This is a genomic window from Bradyrhizobium sp. SZCCHNS3002, from assembly GCF_032377435.1.
GTDB lineage: Bacteria > Pseudomonadota > Alphaproteobacteria > Rhizobiales > Xanthobacteraceae > Bradyrhizobium.
In genome coordinates, this window is record NZ_JAUHHY010000001.1 from 908,257 (window position 1) to 924,599 (window position 16,343).

The window sequence follows — 16,343 nt, forward strand, 5'->3', positions numbered from 1 at the left end:
CGTTTAAGTGACGCCATGTACCTGTCCATCGCCACGACCCATCAGCCTGCCACCGATCTCGGCTACCTGCTCAACAAGCATCCGGAGCGGCTGCACGAGCTCGCGCTCACCTATGGCAAGGCGCTGATCTTCTATCCCGAGGCCAGCAATGATCGCTGCGAGGCGGCGCTGGTGCTCGACGTCGATCCGATCGGCCTCGTCCGCGGCAAGGGCCAAGGCGACGGGCTGCTCGATCAATATGTCAACGACCGCCCCTATGCCGCGTCGTCGTTCCTGTCGGTCGCGCTGAACAAGGCGTTCCGGACCGCGATGAACGGCGTCAGCAGCGCGCGCCAGGCGCTCGCCGAGAGCGCCATTCCGTTGGAGGCGGTCGTGACACCCCTGCCCCTGCGCGGCGGCGAAGCCGTGCTGCGGCAATTGTTCGAGCCGTTGGGCTGGCAGGTCGAACTCGCACCCATTGCGGGACCACAGGGCGATGCGATGAGCCGCTACGTGCGACTGACATTGCGCGGCATTGCGCGGCTCAGCGCACTGCTCAACCATCTCTACGTGCTGATCCCCGTGATGGACGATGCCAAGCATTACTGGGTCGGCGACGAGGAGATCGACAAGCTGCTCAAGCGCGGCGAAGGCTGGCTCGACGCCCATCCTGCCAAGGAGCTGATCGTGCGCCGCTATCTGCGCCACCGCGGCGTGCTCGCGCGTGCGGCGCTGGCACGGCTCGCGCCGGAGACGCAGGACGAGACGGCCGAGCCCGAGGCGCGCAGCCTGACAGAAGACAAATTGGAGGCGCCGATCCGGCTCAACGACCTGCGCATGACGGCGGTCATCGAGGCGCTGCGGACCACCGGTGCCAAGACCATCGCCGATCTCGGCTGCGGCGAAGGCCGGCTGCTGCAGCTTCTGGTACGCGAACGCTGGGTCGAACGACTGATCGGGCTCGATCCCGCGGCCGGCGAGCTGGAGCGCGCGGCCAAGCGGCTCAAGCTGGGCTTCCCCGGTGGCCCGCCCGAGGGCCGCGTCACCTTGCTGCACGGCTCGCTGACCTATCGCGACGCGCGCTGGGCGGAGGCCGACGCCGCTGTTCTGGTCGAGGTGATCGAGCACCTCGATCCCGACCGGCTGCCGATGCTCGAGCGCGTGGTGTTCGGCGCCGCGCGGCCGCGCGCGGTGATCGTGACCACACCGAACGCCGACTACAACGCACTGTTTCCAAGCCTGCCCGCCGGACAGTTTCGCCACCGCGACCATCGCTTCGAATGGTCGCGCGCCGAGTTTGCCGACTGGGCGCAGCGGATCTGCGCAACCTTCAACTATCAGGCCGCCTTCTCCGGCATCGGCCATCACGACGAGAGCCATGGCGCGCCGACGCAGATGGCCGTCTTCACTCGCTGAGCAATTCCATGAACATCGAAATCCCCGATTTCGCGCTGGTCGTGCTGATCGGCTCGACCGGCTCCGGCAAGTCGACCTTCGCCGCCAGGCATTTCCTTCCGACCGAGGTGATCTCCTCGGACCATTGCCGCGCGCTGGTCGCCGACGACGAGACCGACCAGGGCGTCTCCGCCGACGCGTTCGACATCGTCCGCGAAATTGCCGGCAAGCGGCTGAAGCACCGCAGGCTCGCCGTCATCGACGCCACAAATGTGCGCCCTGCCGACCGGAAGGGCTGGGTCGAGCTCGCGCGCAAATGGCATGCGCTGCCGGTCGCGATCGTGTTCGATCCCGGCATCGACGTCTGCATCGACAGAAACAGGACGCGTCCCGAGCGCGCCTTCGGCGGCCCCGTCGTGCAGCGCATGGTCTCGGAGATCCGCCGTGGTCTCGGTGGGCTGCAGCGCGAGGGCTTTCGCCAGGTGTGGAAGCTCGACAGCGTCGCGCGCATCGAGGCCGCGACCATCGCGCGGCAGCCGTTGTGGACCGACAAGCGGCATGACGCCGGACCGTTCGACAACATCGGTGACGTACACGGCTGCGCGGCCGAATTGCAGGCGCTGCTGGCGAAGCTCGGCTATCAGGTCACATGGAGCGACACAGAGGGTCGACGCGCCGTCACAGTGACGCCGCCCGCGGGCCGCAAGCTCGTCTTCGTCGGCGACCTCGTCGACCGCGGCCCGCAGTCACCCGATGTGCTGCGCATCGTCATGAGCATGGTGGCGGCCGGCACCGCCTATGCCGTGCAGGGCAATCACGACCGCAAATTCCAGCGCTGGCTGGCGGGCCGCAAGGTCACGATCGCGCACGGCCTGCAGGCCACGATCGATCAGCTCGCCAGCGAGGAGCGAAGCTTCCGCGACACTCTGCCGGGCTTTCTCGACGGGCTGCGCAGCCATGTCTGGCTCGACGGCGGCCGGCTCGCGGTGGCGCATGCCGGGCTGAAGGAGGAGATGATCGGCCGCGGCTCCGGCGCAGTGCGCGAATTCGCGCTGTATGGCGAAACCACCGGCGAGATCGACGAATTCGGCCTGCCCTTGCGCGCCGACTGGGCCGCGAACTACCGCGGACCGACCACCGTGGTCTACGGTCACACGCCGGTGCGATCAGCCGAATGGGTCAACAACACCATGTGCATCGACACCGGCTGCGTGTTCGGCGGCCGGCTGACAGCGCTGCGCTGGCCGGAGCGTGAGCTCGTCGAGGTCGAGGCCGAGCGCGTCTGGTGCGAGCCGGTCCGTCCGCTCGCGCCTCGCGCCGGCAGCGCCTCCGCGCAGGCCGAGGCCGATCAGCTGCTCGATATCGATGATGTGAGCGGCCGCCGCTGGATCGACACCACGCTGCGCGGCCGCATGGTCGTGGCCGAGGAGAACGCGGCCGCCGCGCTGGAGGTGATGAGCCGCTTCGCGCTGCCGCCGCAATGGCTGGTCTATCTGCCGCCGACCATGTCGCCATCGGAGACGAGCGCGCGCGAGGGTTGGCTGGAACGGCCCGAGGAGGCGTTCGCGCATTTCCGCGCCCGCAACGTTGCCGAGGTCGTGTGCGAGGAGAAGCACATGGGCTCGCGCGCCGTCATTGCGCTATGCAACAGCGCCGATGTTGCCAGGGCCCGCTTCGGCATCGCAGGCGACGAGAGCGGCGCGATCTGGACCCGCACCGGCCGCGCCTTCTTCAACGATGCCGCGATGACCGAGGCGCTGCTGGCACGGCTGCGTGACGCTGTCGACAGCGCCGGCCTGTGGCAGGAGCTGCAATCCGACTGGCTGCTGCTCGACGCCGAGATCATGCCCTGGTCGGCCAAGGCCGGCAGCCTGATCGAGAGCCAGTACGCGCCGGTCGCGGCGTCATCGGTCGCCGGCCTCGAAGCAGCAGCCGACGCAGTGGCGCGCGCCGCCGCGCGTGGCCTCGATGTCGCCGCGCTCGGCGACCATTTCCGCGATCGTGTCGCGCGCGCCAAGCGCTATGGCGCTGCCTGGGCGCCTTACGTCTGGCCGGTCGGCGGCATCGACGATCTCAAGGTCGCGCCGTTTCATCTGCTCGCCAGCGAGGGCCGGGTCTGGTTCGATCAGGACCACGTCTGGCACATGACGCTCGCCGATCGGCTGGCCGCCGCATCAGCATCCGTCGTCACTCGCACGCAATGGCGCACTGTTGTGCTGGCCGACGACACGGCCGTCGCCGACGCCATCGCGTGGTGGGAGCAGCTCACGGGAAGCGGCGGCGAAGGCATGGTGGTGAAGCCGAAAAACTTCGTCGCGCGCGGACCGAAGGGCCTCATTCAGCCGGCGCTCAAGGTGCGCGGGCCGGAATATCTGCGCATCATCTACGGCCCGGAATATGATGCGCCGGAGCACATCGTCCGGCTGCGCCAGCGCAAGCTCGAGGGCAAGCGCAACCTGGCCCTGCGCGAGTTCGCGCTCGGCCACGAGGCGCTGACCCGCTTCGTCGCCCGCGAGCCGCTGCGCCGCGTGCACGAATGCGTGTTCGCAGTTCTGGCACTGGAGAGCGAGCCGATCGATCCGCGGCTGTGAGCCGCTCAACAACCAACCACGGCGATCTTCTGCGATGTACAAGCCGGTCTTGCGCGATTGGATCTGGGCTGACGGACGCGGACCAGAGCTGCGACGAGCGCACTTTTTCGGCCACGGATTGAACTTGATCGCCCTCGACTATCTGAACCCGGACTGGGCTTCCGAGGACGATATGCGACACTTGATCCTTCACAAGACTCAAGTGCATCAAGTCACCCCAGAGGAAGTCCATGACTATTCCCGTGAAACCGTCGATTGGGGGCCCGCGATCGATCAAGCCGCCGTGGTGGACCTGGGACGATCAGCCTGGCTGATGAGCTTCTCCCAGCGGCATCTTGCCCGCTGCCGACATTTTCGCATCATGTTCTATGACGAATATGTCGACGTCATCTGCGAGAGTATCACAGCCGCCCATGGTGCCTACGCTCCGTAGTTGTGGCGCCCAGTGACGGGCGCTCTCGAGCCAAACGTGACTTTGGGCAGCCGAACTGCGGAAGGGAGCCATGGGATCGTTCATCACCAACCTCCACGTTCGCGACGCCGCACCTCGCAACGCGGTCCGTAAGAAAGCGATCGAGGCCTATCCGATGATTGCCGCCAAGATGCCGAATCCGCCGAGCCTCGAGCAATATCTCGCCGACATCGAAAAGCGCATGGCTACAAGGCCTGCCGCAATCGTCGCCACGCCGTCCCCAGCCAGGCCGTTCATGTTTGCCGAAGACAGGTTGACGGGCCTCGCTGAGCTTCTCGGCATTCCCAGCGGACATGCACTTGATAGCTATCACTACCTCTCCGGTGGCGAGGGCACGCCCGGAGTGCTGACGCTCATCGGGCCGGACGGCGAAACCGAGATCAGCTTGTCTTGAGTGCGCGGACCGGCTTCTGAGACCCGTCTAGTCATCGCAGCGCGCAGCCGCAGGGGCGTGCGAGCGAGCCGATCGAGCGGCGGGGTGAGCGTAGGACGGTGGCCTCAGGTCGACGGGGGTGAGCTTCCGCAGGGCCGCTGACATCGTCACCGATGTGCCGGCTGCCTTCGAGGAGATCGAAGCCATCGCGGTCATGCTGCTGACGCAGCAGGTATTGGTACTGCCTCTCGATGTCGGCGATATCATCATCGTGGAGCAGCTTCCTGGCAGTCACGCCGTCTCGTCCAGGTACGATTCCCGGAACGCGACGCCGTTCCTCCGGCGCGATCCCCTTCGGCTTGATCCTGCGCAACGAACGGACGCAGGACACACGCTACCTCGCTACCGTGCCTACACCACTCCCCAAGGAGGCTTGAATGAGGACGTCCTTGCAACTCGCCATCGTCATCGCCGCCACCGCGGCCATGCCCGCTTTCGCTCAGGGAACCGGGCCGGTGGCAACGCAATGCGCCGCTGACATCCAGAGCTTCTGCTCCGGCAAGCAGCACGGCGCAGGCCAGGTTCGCGCCTGCCTCGAGACCAACCGCGAGAAAGTCTCAGCGGATTGCCGCCAGGCTCTCGACACGACGGGACCCGGCCGAGGCAAAGGCCAAAGACGCTGAGCATGCGCATCGGCTGGCCTGGCCCGGTTCCGGGCGCAGGCCAGCCGGCAACTTCCACGGCGATCCGGCCGCGCCCGGGCGAGATCGCCTGCGCCCAGACGAAGCCGATCTTCGGCGCCAAACACCAGCCTTTCCAATGCGATCGGGGTTCGCATGCCGCGTCCACGAAAATTTCGCTTTCGTTTTTCCGAATTCTATGAAATACTCCGCCTGTCCCGCCTCGCCATGAGGGGCGCTTCGCGATCGTCACGAACGTGGAGGCGGTGATGCGACGGGCGCAGGCTGCCGCAGCATGGTTCTCCGTGCGGACGAACGGCAGAAGGCGCCGGCGAAATCGTGTGGTCCTGGCCTCCCGATGCTGAGGTCAAGCCGGCCGAGATGATGACCGGCTGGCGACGGGGGCAACCAAGCCGGTCCCCGGGGAGAGCACGTATAAGCCGTCCAACCGTTGCGCAGGGAAGGCCGGAGTCGTCCGGCTGAGCCTGTGGTTCCTGCCCCGTGCACTTCTTCACGCACGGGGGCCGCGGGTATCAGCGGATACCCGGTCTTCCCTGCGCCCTTTCTTCGGAGAGGGACATCGTTCTGATATCACCCGGGCGCGCAACGCGCCGCGGGATCGCGACCGCACATCGCGCTGTTTGACATCTGGATCAGACACGCCCGCGCCGATGCAGGCGCCGGCTGGCTTGCCTACACGTCCTGGCCCAGCCTACTTGCCATCGTCGAGATGCACCAGCACCGCCGCATTGGCGATGATGATGGCGTCGCTGCCGGCCTCGGCCGGAATCTCCAGCCCGCCCTTCACGGCGGTGACGGTGACCGTGCCATAGGGCAGCTCCTTGGCGACGGCCGCGGTGTCCACCGCCTCGGGGTTCGGCACGCCGATGGTGACGTCGACGAACATGTCCTGCGGCGTCTTGCCGACCATGCGGAAGAAGCCCAGGCTGGAATGACGGATCGCATCGGACACCGCCCGCCTGGCCGCCTTGGTGGCGTCGCGGCCGTGGACGTCGACGCCCATTCCCATCTCGGTGATACAGCGGATGCGCGCCATGACGTGTTCCCTCGTCTCGCTTTGCCGGCCTGGCACGACCATAGCCAACGACGCAGCCGGCGCAAGCCGGTGCAGATCGACGACGATCTCCGCATCAAAACGGTCATCCATTGCGGGCGTATATCGTACATGATGACGCTCAGAACTGACGCTGAGAAAGCCCGTGAGATGGTCTCGGGTCGCGGGCATCGGGCTTGCGCGCCTGCCGCAACTGCCGCCGCCGAGATGACCCGTCATGATGCCGGCGAACCGCGCAACGTCACACCGCGCAGTAGCGATCCTGGATGTCCTTGTCGGCCAGCAGCGCCGCGGCGCTGCTCTCATGCACGACCTCGCCCTGGTCAATGATGACGGCGCGATCGGCGAGCCGCAGCGCCCATTCGACATTCTGCTCCACCAGCAGCAAGGTCTTGCCCTGGTCGCGCAGCCGGCGAAACAGCACGCCCATCTCCTCGACGAGCACCGGCATGATGCCTTCGGAGGGCTCGTCGAGCAGCACCATGCGCGGCCGCGCGATCAAGGCGCGCGCGATCGCCAGCATCTGCTGCTCGCCGCCCGACAGCGTGACGCCCTCCTGGTCCAGCCGCTCGTTCAATCGCGGAAAGGTCTCGGCGATCTCGGCGAATGCCACGCGCTCGTCGATGTCGGCCTTGGCGGCGACCAGCCCAAGCCGCAGATTCTCGCGCACGGACAGGCCCGGCACGATGCGACGCTCCTCCGGCACATAGGCGAGGCCGAGATGGAAGCGCTTGTGCGCGGCCAGCGGCAGCAGGCCCTGGCCGGCGAAGCGCACGCTGCCCGAGGCCTTCGGCATCAGCCCCATGACGGTACGCAAGGTCGTGGTCTTGCCGGCGCCGTTGCGGCCGACCAGCGCCACCACCTCACCCTCGTTCACGCGCAGCGAGATGCCGTGCAGCACGTGGCTGGCGCCGTACCAGGCCTGGACATTGTCGAGCTCGAGCAACGCGGTCTCAGCCATAGCCCTCACTCTGTCCCAGATAGACCCGGCGCACGTCCGGATTGGATCGGATGTCCTCAGGACGACCATCGGCGAGCAGCCGGCCGTGATGCAGCACCAGCACCCGCTGGCTCAAGCCGAGCACCATCTTCATCTTGTGCTCGACCAGCAGCACCGTGCGCTTCTCCGCGAGCCGCTCCAGCAGCGCCACCATCTCCTTGGTCTCTTCCGGCCCCATGCCCGCGGTCGGCTCGTCGAGCAGCAGAAGCTCCGGCTCGGAGACCAGCGCAATCGCGATCTCCAGCGCGCGCTGCTGGCCATGGGCGAGATACTTGGCGAGCTCGCCGCGCCGGCCGATCAGGCCGACCGCCATCAAGGCTGCATCGGCGCGTTCGCCGAGTTCGGCAAGATCGGCGCGCTTGCGCCAGATGTCGTAGCTCACGCGCTTGGCCTGCGCGGCGACCCGGACATTCTCGTGGACCGACAAATCGGGAAAGATGTTGGTGATCTGGTACGAGCGCGAGATGCCCTGATGCACGAAGCGATGCTGCGGCAGGCCGTTCAGCTCGCGGCCCTTGAACCGCAACGTGCCGCTGCTCGGCGACAGCGTGCCGGAGAGAATGTTGAAGAAGGTGCTCTTGCCGGCCCCGTTCGGGCCGATGATCGAGGTCAGCTCGCCGGCCGCGAACGCGACCGAGATGCCTTCCAGCGCGACGAAGGCCCCGAAACGACGGCCGATCCCGTCCGCGCGCAGCAGTTCGGTGCTCATCGGCGTTGCCTCGCGATCGGTAGCACATCGAGGAACGTGCCCCAGATGCCCTTGGGCAGGAACAGCACGAACACGACGAAGATGGCGCCGACGACGATCTGCCAATGCGGCGTCCACAGCGAGACGACGTCCTCCAGGATCAGGAAGGTGGCGGCGCCGACGAACGGCCCGAAGAAGCTGCGTGCGCCACCGAGCAGCACCATCATCACGATCATGCCGGAGGTCTGGTAGTGCAGGATGTCGAGCGGAACGATGGACAGATGCAGCGCCGACATGCAGCCGCCGACGGCGGAGATCGCGCCCGACAGCATGAACACGATCAGCTTGCAGCGCTCGACGTCGTAGCCGCAGGCCCGCGCGCGCTGCTCGTTCTCCCTGATCGCCTCGATCACGGCGCCGAACGGCGAGTTGAGAATGCGCGACTGCACCCAGATCGCGATCGCCGCGAGCACCATCAGCACGTAATATTTGTTCACGGGATCGAGGAAGTTGATCTGCGCGCCGAACAGACCGATGTGCTCGACCGTGAAGCCGCGCAGCCCGTTCTCGCCGCCGGTGAAGGAGGAGGCCTGGAGCGCGACGTAGTAGACGAGTTGCGCCAGCGCGAGCGTGACCATGGAGAAATAGATGCCGCGGGTGCGCGTCGAGATCGTGCCGATCAACGCGGCGAGCAAGGTGCTCGCGGCGATCGCCAGCGGCACCGCGACGAACCAGGGCAGGCCCCAGCGGCCGATGGCGATGCCGGTCAGATACGCGCCGGTGCCGAAGAAGGCGGCGTGGCCGAACGACAGCAGCCCGGTGTAGCCGAACAGCAGATTGTAGCCCATCACCACGACGCCGTAGATCAGGACGTTCACGGCGAGCGCCTTCGACGGCAGCAGCCAGGGCAGCAGCGCCAGCGCAATGAGCGAAACCAGCACGCGGTGATCCGCGAGAACCGCGACGAGACGCTGCGCCTGAGGAAGCGGCGGTGCTTCGCCGGTCGACTGCACCGTCATCACGCTCTCCCCTTGAGGCCGAACAGACCCTGCGGCCGCACCAGCAGCACGGCCGCCATCAGCGCGAACATCACGATCGTCGCCATCTCGGGCGCGAACAGCGCGACCATGCTGATGCAGATCCCCACCATCAGCCCGGCGACGACAGCACCGACGATCGAGCCAAGGCCGCCGATCACGGTGACGACGAAGGCTTCCGCCAGCACCAGCGTTCCCATCTCCGGATTGACGCTGCGCATGGGTCCCGCCAGCACGCCGCCGAGCGCGGCGAGACCGACGCCAAGGCCGAAGATCGCGAGCCACACCTTGCCGATGTCGACCCCGAGCACCCGCATGATCAGCGGATCACGCGCGCCGGCCCGGACGATCAGACCGACCCGGGTCTTCTCGAGCATCAGCCAGAGCACCAGCAGCACGACGGCCACCAGCGCGATCACGAACAGACGATATTTGGGAAAGAAGCCGACACCGAGATCGACGACGCCGACCAACTGCGACGGGGTCGGGAACGGAATGCCATCGCTGCCGAATACGATGCGCACGCCCTCGACCAGGATGTAGCTGAGACCGAAAGTGAGCAGCAGAGGATCATCGATCGAGCGGCCATACAGGCGACGGACCAGGACGTATTCGATCAGCATGCCGAATGCGCCGACCAGAATTGGCGCGAGCAGCAAGCCCCACCAGAAGCTGCCGGTCAGCGACGCCACATACAGGCCGGCATAGGCCCCGATCATGAACAACGCGCCGTGGGCGAAATTGACGACACCCAGCATGCCGAACACGATGGTGAGACCGAGCGCAGTGATAACCAGCACCGCCCCAAGGGCGATGCCGGAAAACAGCTGCATGATGATCAGCGAGAGGTCCATGCGATCGGGATCAGGTGGGATGACCCAGTTCGCTGCAGCTTCGCAGCATCTCGTCCGCGCCGGGATCGCTGGCCACGATCGCGAACAGGTCGTTCTCGTTCGCCATCGCCGACTTCTTCTTGGACTCCAGCACCAGCACCGACTGCACCGACTGGTGGTCGCATTTGCGGTAGTGCTGCGGGCCCTTGGTCAGGTCGTATTGCAGTCCTTCCAGTGCCGCGACGACCTTGTCGGTGCCGGTGCCGCCGGCGGCCTGCATCGCCTGCAGCAGCGAGCCGACGCCCGAGTAGCCATAGGCGCCGTAATCGGTCGGGATCGCGCCGCCATTGGCGGCCCGGAACGCCTTGTTGAACTCGGCCGCGGTCTTGTTCTGGGTCTCGAGACCCCAATAATAGTTGGCTCCGCCGACGACGCCCTCGAATACGTCGGGCCCGACGGCGAGGCGCTGGTTGTGCAGGATCACCGGCACCACGATCTTCATCTGCTGCTTGATGCCGAAGTCGACGGCCTGCTTGATCGCGTTGGCCTGGTCGCGGCCGAAATTGCTGATGCACAGCACGTCCGGCCGCAGCGACATCAGCCGCGGCATGAAGGTCGAATAGTCGGCCGCACCGAACGGATGCAGGATCTCGCCGACGCTCTCGGCGCCAACAGCGGTCTGCGCCCGCTTGAAGCCGCGCAGCATCTCATGGCCGTAGGCATAGTCGGCCACGAGATGCGCGACCTTCATGCCCTTCTTGATGGTCTGGCGGGCCACGGCCGCCGTGGTCATGTGCGGGTTCAGCGCCTCGTGGAAGGTGTACTTGCTGAAATCCTTGGCCTCGTTGATGGTGTCGGACTGGCTGATCGACACGTAGATCACGCCGCGGGCGCGCGTCACCTCGTTGACGGCGAGCTGGACGGCGCTGGAGAGCGCGCCGACGACGGCGTGCACCTTGTCCTTCTCGATCAGCTCCAGCGTCCGCGTCGCGGCCTCGCCGGCGTTGAGCTTGTCATCGCGCACCAGGAGCTCGACCTTGCGGCCGGCGATGCCCCCCTTGTCGTTGACCAGCTTCACGGCGAGCTCGGCGCACTTGACCTGGTCACGGGCCTCGGCGGCGAACGGGCCGGTCAGCGGCGTCGGAAAGCCGATGCGGATGGTGTCATCGGCGGCGCGTCCCAGGCGCGGCATCGCGAGCGTGGCGACACCGGCCGAGATTCCCATCAACGCCGTGCGGCGGGATATTCCTGGGCGTCGCAGCCTCGTCTCGTAGCTTGGCATGATCTCCTCCCTCATTCGTTTTTCTTAGAACCGGTTGAGCGCCTTGAGCACGCGCGCGGGCGTGATCGGGATGGTGTTGATGGTCGCGCCGAAGGGCATCAGCGCATCATTGACCGCATTCAGCACGCAGGCCGAGGCAGCGGCGGTGCCGGCCTCGCCGCAGCCCTTTGCGCCGAGAATGGTGTCCGCCGTCGGCGTCTCGACGTGATCGATGGTGATGTCCGGCATCTCCATCGCCATTGGCACCAGATAGTCGGCCAGCGATCCGTTGAGCAACTGGCCGGTCTCACCGTAACGGCATTCCTCGAACAGCGCCGCGCCCAGACCCTGAACGACACCGCCGCGCAACTGCTCGTCGACCAGCATCGGATTGATGATGCGGCCGCAGTCCTCGACGACATAGTGCTTCAGCAGCCTGATGAAGCCGGTCTCGACATCGACTTCGAGATAGCAGCCTTGAATGCCGTTGGTGAAGGCGAAGGGGTAGCCCTGCGGCGCGAAATGATGGCTGACCGTCAGTTGCGCCTGGGTGCCCGGCGGCAAGGTGTCGGAGCGGAAATAGGCGATGCGCGCGATCTCGGCGACCGGCAGACGCGGCTGCCCCGTCGCGGCACTGACGATCTGGCCATCGACGACGTCGAGCGCGGCGGGCTGCTCCTGCAGCACCAGCGCGGCAATCTCCAGAATGTTTGCCTTGAGCTTCCGCGCGGCCTGCAGTGCCGTCTCGCCACCGATGCCCGCGCCGCGGCAGGCCCAGGTCGCACCACCATGCGGCGTGACCTCGGTATCGCCGGTGATGATCTTGACGTGCTCCTGGGCGAGGCCGAGCTGCTCGGCGACGATCTGGCTGATGATCGCCTCGGTGCCCTGCCCCTGCTCCGTCACGGAGATCGCGCAGCGCACCTCGCCCGACGGCGTCAGGCTGACGGTCGCGCCATCCTGCGACGAGATGCGCGCGCCGCCGACGCCGTAGAAGGCCGGGCTGGGGTTCGTGATCTCGACGAAGGTCGCGATGCCGGTGCCGCGATGGATACCGCGCCGGCGCAGCTCGGCCTGCTCGGCCCGCAGCGCGTCATAGTCCATGATCTCGCGCAGCCGCCGCAGGCAGACTTCGTGCGACAGCGCCTCGAACCTGTAGCCGGTCGGCGACGCCGTCGGATAGGCATTGTCGGCAATCACGTTCCTGGCGCGCATCGCGATTGGATCGAGCCCGACGCGGGCAGCGGCGAGATCCACCATGCGCTCGGTGACCGCGCAGGCGATGGGATGTCCGACCGCGCGATACTGGCTGGTCTGCACCTTGTTCTGGAATACGACCTCGAGCGCGGCGCGATAGGACTTGAAATCATAGGGCGCACCGATCAGGCGGATGACCTGGTTGCCTTCGACGACGCTGGTGCGCGGATAGGTCGAGAACGCGCCGATCGCCGTGGCATCGTGGACATCCATGGCGAGGATCTTGCCGTCGGTACCAACGGCCATGCGCGCGTGGACATGGTGATCGCGGGCATGAATATCCGAGACGAAGGACTCGATGCGATCGGCGACGTATTTGACCGGGCGCCCGAGCAGGATCGACAATCCGACGACCGCCATGTCCTCGTGATAGACATGCAGCTTCATGCCGAACGAGCCGCCGATATCCGGTGCGATCACGCGCACGCTGGCTTCCGGGATGCCGTAATGGCGGGAGTACAGATCCTGGAACTGATAAGGCGTCTGCGTCGCATGGTGCACCGTCAGCGCACCGCCCTCGGGATCATAGTCCGCGACGATGGCGCGCGGCTCGAGCGTCACCGGCGTATGACGGCCGAAGCTGAATTCCTGCTCGATCACGTGCGCGGCTGCCGCGAAGGCCTCGTCGACGCCGCCGCTGTCGAGCTGCGTGCGGAAGCAGACGTTGGACGCGGAAGCCGGATTGACCCGCGGTGTCCCCGGCTGGCGCGCGGCGTCGAGATCGACCACCGCCGGCAGCTCCTCGTAACCGACCGAGATCAGCTCCAGCGCATCCTCCGCGATCGCCCTGCTCTCGGCAACCACGGCAATCACGGCCTGGCCGGCCCAGACGACGCGATCGGGCGGCAACGGCAGCTGCGGCTCGGACGTCATGCCCTTGAAATGATCGAGTGTTCCGGTCCATGGCGTACAGATCTTCGCCAGATCAGCGCCGGTCGCGACCAGATGAACGCCCGCAAACGCCCGCGCCGCATCGACCTCGATGCCGGTGATGCGTGCATGAGCATAAGGGCTGCGCAGGAAGGCGGCGTACAGCATGCGCGGCAGGCGAATGTCGGTGACATAGTGCCCGCGTCCGGCGAGCAGCCGCTTCGCATTCGGACGCGGCACGGAGCGGCCGATATAGGAATTCGGACGGTCGAGCGAGGTCAGCGGCGCGGTCATGGCGACGAGCCCTCCGCGCCCTGCGATGCCGTTGCCGCCCGTGCCTCGGCGACCGCGGCAATGGCGTCAACGATCGCTTCATATCCGGTGCAGCGGCAGAAATTGCCCGAAAGCGCGTCGCGGATGCTCTCGCGACTCGGCTGTGCCGAATGGGTCAACAGCTCATGAGCGGTGATCAGCATGCCCGGCGTGCAGAACCCGCATTGCAGCGCATTGCGCCGATGAAACTCGGCTTGCAGGTCGGCGATCACGCCGCTCTCCGAGAGCCCCTCGATGGTCTCGATGCGCGCACCATCGGCCTGCACGGCAAACATCAGGCAACCATGCACGGCAGCGCCGTCGAGCTGAACCAGACAGGCGCCGCAGGCGCCCATCTCGCAACCGGCATGCGTGCCGGTCAATTCGAGCTGCTGGCGAAGACAATCCACCAGCGTGTCGCGGGGCGCGACGTCACACGCGACCTTGCGGCCGTTGACGATGAGGCGAATACGGACCTGCTCCTCGGTCTCGACGTCGACCGGCGCGTTCATGCGGCTTCTCCGATCCGTCCCAGCAGCCGGCCGAGCAGAACGCGCGCCAGATGCAGGCGCATCGCCGCCGGAACATCGTCGATGTCAGCAGGCGCGAGATCGTCGTCGAGCGCGGCCTGCGCGGCCGCAATCCGTGCCGCATCGATCCGGCTGCCCGTGAGGACTGCCTCCGCCCGTCTCGCACGGGTCGGGATATTGCCGACCGAGAAGAACGCGATGCGGAGGCGCTCGATCAGATCGCCCCGGCAGGTCGCGAGCAAACCGCAACCGACCAGTGCATAGTCGCCGCGCCGGCGGGCCAGCTCATCGAACGCGATGCGCTGACCGGCTTTGAAGAGAGGAACATGAACCGCAACGAGGAGCTCGCCGGGCGCGATCGCAGTCTCAAAAAGGTCGGTGAAGAAGTCGTCGGCCTTGACGCGGCGCAGGCCGGACGCGCCGGCAATCTCGATTTCGGCGTCGAGCGCCAGCACCATCGCCGGAAATTCGGAGGCCGGGTCGGCCAGCGCGACGCTGCCGCCAAAGGTCCCGCGATTGCGGATGGCAGGATGCGCGACGAACGGCGCCGCGGCACGCAACAGCGGGGCAAACTCGGCAATCAAGGGATCGGTCAGCATCTCGCAGTGTCGGGTCAAGGCGCCGATCCGCAACCATTCGCCGTCCCGCGTGATGCCGCGCAGCTCTGCAATGTGGTTGATATCGATCAGAGTTCGCGGGGCCTGGAGACGCAACGCCAGCGCCGGAACCAGGCTCTGGCCACCGGCAATGAATCGCGCATCGTCGCCGGCGCTCGCATGAGCTTCGAGCGCCTCGCCGATCGTGTGTGCACGAAAATAGCTGAAAGCCCTCGCTTTCATCCGTTTCCTCGCCGCCAGGGCTCGCCAGCCCGAAATTCCAGATTTGTAACCATCTGGTCTCAAAAGAATTGCACGCGGCGGCAGTGCGGTCAACCAGAAACGAACGATTGGTCACAAATCTGCTTTCGGGTATCAGACAGGCTTGTCGCCACAATCGATTGAGACCATGGCCAGGACTCCGAAGACAGCGAGCGTTGAGACGAAGGGCCGCATTGGTGGACGCCCGCGCAAAACCGACGGCCGCCCACAGGCGAGGCGCCGCAACATGCGCGCTGCCGACCGCGAGCGCCTGATCGTGGATGAAGCGATCCGCTTTTTCGCCGAGCGCGGCTTCGAAGGCCAGACGCGGGAACTCGCCAAGCGCATGGGCATCGCGCATTCGGTGATCTACCGGCACTTCCCCAGCAAGGAAGCCCTCATCGAACGCGTCTATCAGGAGGTCTATCTGAGCCGCTGGTCGCAGGACTGGGGCCCGCTGATCCGCGATCGCAGCCATCCGCTCAAGGCGCGACTGACCGGCTTCTATCTCGACTACGTGGCGCGCGTGTTCGAATACAACTGGGTGCGGATCTTCGTGTTCTCCGGCATGAAGTCGTTCGGCATCACCGGCCGCTATCTCGACCTCGTCCGGCGCGAGATCATCGAGCCTGCCGCGATCGAGCTGCGGCATGAACTGCAGCTTCCGGACACCGCGACCCACCCCCTCGGCAGCCGCGAGGCGGAGATGTTCTGGGGACTGCACGGACGCATCTTCTATCTCGCGATCCGAAAGTTCATCTACGAAACACCCGTTCCATCCGATCTCGAGCAGACCGTCCGTGATGCGATCGACCTCTTCATGGACGGCGCCAGACTGGCACTCCCGCGACTGCTGCACGACGATCAGGCCGGACCATTACGATGATCCGGCCCATCGTCGATGACCGTCACGCCGTCCGGCCGCGCCCGCCCTTGATCTTCGCGGCGACGAGATACGATAGCGGCATGGCGACGACGAATCCGACCAGCGCCGCCAACGGCAGGTCTTTCATCGGACTCGCGACCAGCCCCTGCACCGTCAACAATGCCGTCACCGCGCTGCCGGCCAGCACCGTGCCCAGCATGACCCAGATGAGAATTGCGACCTTGAACATCTGTCCTTCTCCGCCAGT

At 66.3% G+C, this 16,343-nt stretch carries 17 protein-coding genes; 6 read left to right on the plus strand and 11 right to left on the minus strand.

Annotation, left to right across the window (positions count from 1 at the left end; translation table 11 throughout):
• Window positions 1-15 precede the first annotated feature (15 nt).
• The 4 genes from QW845_RS04180 to QW845_RS04195 all read left to right on the plus strand — a co-directional run bounded on the left by QW845_RS04180 (window position 16) and on the right by QW845_RS04195 (window position 4,831).
• Window positions 16-1,395, plus strand: a complete 1,380-nt coding sequence (locus tag QW845_RS04180) for a 3' terminal RNA ribose 2'-O-methyltransferase Hen1 (protein WP_315800363.1) — start codon at window positions 16-18, stop codon at window positions 1,393-1,395.
• Window positions 1,396-1,403: 8 nt separating this feature from the next.
• Window positions 1,404-3,965: a polynucleotide kinase-phosphatase gene (locus tag QW845_RS04185; RefSeq protein WP_315800364.1), complete on the plus strand. Its 2,562-nt coding sequence runs from the start codon at window positions 1,404-1,406 to the stop codon at window positions 3,963-3,965.
• Window positions 3,966-3,999: 34 nt separating this feature from the next.
• Window positions 4,000-4,398 carry a hypothetical protein gene (locus QW845_RS04190; RefSeq protein WP_315800365.1) on the plus strand — a complete coding sequence of 133 codons (399 nt, stop codon included), beginning with the start codon at window positions 4,000-4,002 and terminating at the stop codon, window positions 4,396-4,398.
• 70 nt (window positions 4,399-4,468) lie between these two features.
• On the plus strand, window positions 4,469-4,831 hold the full coding sequence (locus QW845_RS04195; RefSeq protein ID WP_315800366.1) for a hypothetical protein: 363 nt from the start codon (window positions 4,469-4,471) through the stop codon (window positions 4,829-4,831).
• 31 nt (window positions 4,832-4,862) lie between these two features.
• Here the strand turns inward: QW845_RS04195 and QW845_RS04200 are convergent, their stop codons facing one another.
• The gene (locus QW845_RS04200) at window positions 4,863-5,105 is read right to left on the minus strand and encodes a hypothetical protein (protein WP_315800367.1); all 243 of its coding nucleotides are present in this window, start codon (window positions 5,103-5,105) and stop codon (window positions 4,863-4,865) included.
• 154 nt (window positions 5,106-5,259) lie between these two features.
• Between QW845_RS04200 and QW845_RS04205 the strand changes: the two genes are divergently transcribed.
• Window positions 5,260-5,493, plus strand: coding sequence for a cysteine rich repeat-containing protein (locus QW845_RS04205; protein ID WP_315800368.1), 234 nt, complete (start codon window positions 5,260-5,262; stop codon window positions 5,491-5,493).
• Between the two features lie 709 nt (window positions 5,494-6,202).
• Here QW845_RS04205 and QW845_RS04210 read toward each other — a convergent pair.
• From QW845_RS04210 to QW845_RS04250, 9 genes are all read right to left on the minus strand, one after another.
• Complete coding sequence (locus tag QW845_RS04210) at window positions 6,203-6,547, minus strand: Lin0512 family protein (RefSeq protein ID WP_315800448.1); 345 nt, start codon at window positions 6,545-6,547, stop codon at window positions 6,203-6,205.
• Between the two features lie 259 nt (window positions 6,548-6,806).
• On the minus strand, window positions 6,807-7,526 hold the full coding sequence (locus QW845_RS04215; RefSeq protein ID WP_315800369.1) for an ABC transporter ATP-binding protein: 720 nt from the start codon (window positions 7,524-7,526) through the stop codon (window positions 6,807-6,809).
• A complete protein-coding gene (locus tag QW845_RS04220) occupies window positions 7,519-8,274 on the minus strand; it encodes an ABC transporter ATP-binding protein (RefSeq protein WP_315800370.1) in 756 nt (251 codons plus the stop codon). The genes QW845_RS04215 and QW845_RS04220 overlap by 8 nt, the downstream gene beginning before the upstream one ends.
• Window positions 8,271-9,272, minus strand: a complete 1,002-nt coding sequence (locus tag QW845_RS04225; protein WP_315800371.1) for a branched-chain amino acid ABC transporter permease — start codon at window positions 9,270-9,272, stop codon at window positions 8,271-8,273. The genes QW845_RS04220 and QW845_RS04225 overlap by 4 nt, the downstream gene beginning before the upstream one ends.
• Window positions 9,272-10,144, minus strand: coding sequence for a branched-chain amino acid ABC transporter permease (locus tag QW845_RS04230; protein ID WP_315800372.1), 873 nt, complete (start codon window positions 10,142-10,144; stop codon window positions 9,272-9,274). The genes QW845_RS04225 and QW845_RS04230 overlap by 1 nt, the downstream gene beginning before the upstream one ends.
• A gap of 10 nt (window positions 10,145-10,154) precedes the next feature.
• Window positions 10,155-11,405, minus strand: a complete 1,251-nt coding sequence (locus QW845_RS04235) for an ABC transporter substrate-binding protein (protein ID WP_315800373.1) — start codon at window positions 11,403-11,405, stop codon at window positions 10,155-10,157.
• Window positions 11,406-11,429: 24 nt separating this feature from the next.
• Complete coding sequence (locus QW845_RS04240) at window positions 11,430-13,805, minus strand: xanthine dehydrogenase family protein molybdopterin-binding subunit (RefSeq protein ID WP_315800374.1); 2,376 nt, start codon at window positions 13,803-13,805, stop codon at window positions 11,430-11,432.
• Window positions 13,802-14,335 carry a (2Fe-2S)-binding protein gene (locus tag QW845_RS04245; RefSeq protein ID WP_315800375.1) on the minus strand — a complete coding sequence of 178 codons (534 nt, stop codon included), beginning with the start codon at window positions 14,333-14,335 and terminating at the stop codon, window positions 13,802-13,804. Before QW845_RS04245 ends, QW845_RS04240 begins: the two co-directional genes overlap by 4 nt.
• On the minus strand, window positions 14,332-15,192 hold the full coding sequence (locus tag QW845_RS04250) for a xanthine dehydrogenase family protein subunit M (RefSeq protein ID WP_315800449.1): 861 nt from the start codon (window positions 15,190-15,192) through the stop codon (window positions 14,332-14,334). Before QW845_RS04250 ends, QW845_RS04245 begins: the two co-directional genes overlap by 4 nt.
• Window positions 15,193-15,457: 265 nt before the next feature.
• Here QW845_RS04250 and QW845_RS04255 point away from each other — a divergent pair, with 265 nt between their 5' ends.
• On the plus strand, window positions 15,458-16,096 hold the full coding sequence (locus tag QW845_RS04255; protein WP_315800376.1) for a TetR/AcrR family transcriptional regulator: 639 nt from the start codon (window positions 15,458-15,460) through the stop codon (window positions 16,094-16,096).
• Between the two features lie 22 nt (window positions 16,097-16,118).
• Here QW845_RS04255 and QW845_RS04260 read toward each other — a convergent pair whose 3' ends face one another.
• Window positions 16,119-16,325: a hypothetical protein gene (locus QW845_RS04260; RefSeq protein ID WP_315712536.1), complete on the minus strand. Its 207-nt coding sequence runs from the start codon at window positions 16,323-16,325 to the stop codon at window positions 16,119-16,121.
• Between the last annotated feature and the right edge of the window lie 18 nt (window positions 16,326-16,343).

Excerpts from the sequence above, each read along its gene's own strand:
- QW845_RS04180 (WP_315800363.1), top strand. The coding sequence starts at position 16 with ATGTACCTGTCCATCGCCACGACCCATCAGCCTGCCACCGATCTCGGC.
- QW845_RS04185 (WP_315800364.1), top strand. The coding sequence starts at position 1,404 with ATGAACATCGAAATCCCCGATTTCGCGCTGGTCGTGCTGATCGGCTCG.
- QW845_RS04190 (WP_315800365.1), top strand. The coding sequence starts at position 4,000 with ATGTACAAGCCGGTCTTGCGCGATTGGATCTGGGCTGACGGACGCGGA.
- QW845_RS04195 (WP_315800366.1), top strand. The coding sequence starts at position 4,469 with ATGGGATCGTTCATCACCAACCTCCACGTTCGCGACGCCGCACCTCGC.
- QW845_RS04210 (WP_315800448.1), bottom strand. The coding sequence starts at position 6,547 with ATGGCGCGCATCCGCTGTATCACCGAGATGGGAATGGGCGTCGACGTC.
- QW845_RS04215 (WP_315800369.1), bottom strand. The coding sequence starts at position 7,526 with ATGGCTGAGACCGCGTTGCTCGAGCTCGACAATGTCCAGGCCTGGTAC.
- QW845_RS04220 (WP_315800370.1), bottom strand. The coding sequence starts at position 8,274 with ATGAGCACCGAACTGCTGCGCGCGGACGGGATCGGCCGTCGTTTCGGG.
- QW845_RS04225 (WP_315800371.1), bottom strand. The coding sequence starts at position 9,272 with ATGACGGTGCAGTCGACCGGCGAAGCACCGCCGCTTCCTCAGGCGCAG.
- QW845_RS04230 (WP_315800372.1), bottom strand. The coding sequence starts at position 10,144 with ATGGACCTCTCGCTGATCATCATGCAGCTGTTTTCCGGCATCGCCCTT.
- QW845_RS04235 (WP_315800373.1), bottom strand. The coding sequence starts at position 11,405 with ATGCCAAGCTACGAGACGAGGCTGCGACGCCCAGGAATATCCCGCCGC.
- QW845_RS04240 (WP_315800374.1), bottom strand. The coding sequence starts at position 13,805 with ATGACCGCGCCGCTGACCTCGCTCGACCGTCCGAATTCCTATATCGGC.
- QW845_RS04245 (WP_315800375.1), bottom strand. The coding sequence starts at position 14,335 with ATGAACGCGCCGGTCGACGTCGAGACCGAGGAGCAGGTCCGTATTCGC.
- QW845_RS04250 (WP_315800449.1), bottom strand. The coding sequence starts at position 15,192 with ATGAAAGCGAGGGCTTTCAGCTATTTTCGTGCACACACGATCGGCGAG.
- QW845_RS04255 (WP_315800376.1), top strand. The coding sequence starts at position 15,458 with ATGCGCGCTGCCGACCGCGAGCGCCTGATCGTGGATGAAGCGATCCGC.
- QW845_RS04260 (WP_315712536.1), bottom strand. The coding sequence starts at position 16,325 with ATGTTCAAGGTCGCAATTCTCATCTGGGTCATGCTGGGCACGGTGCTG.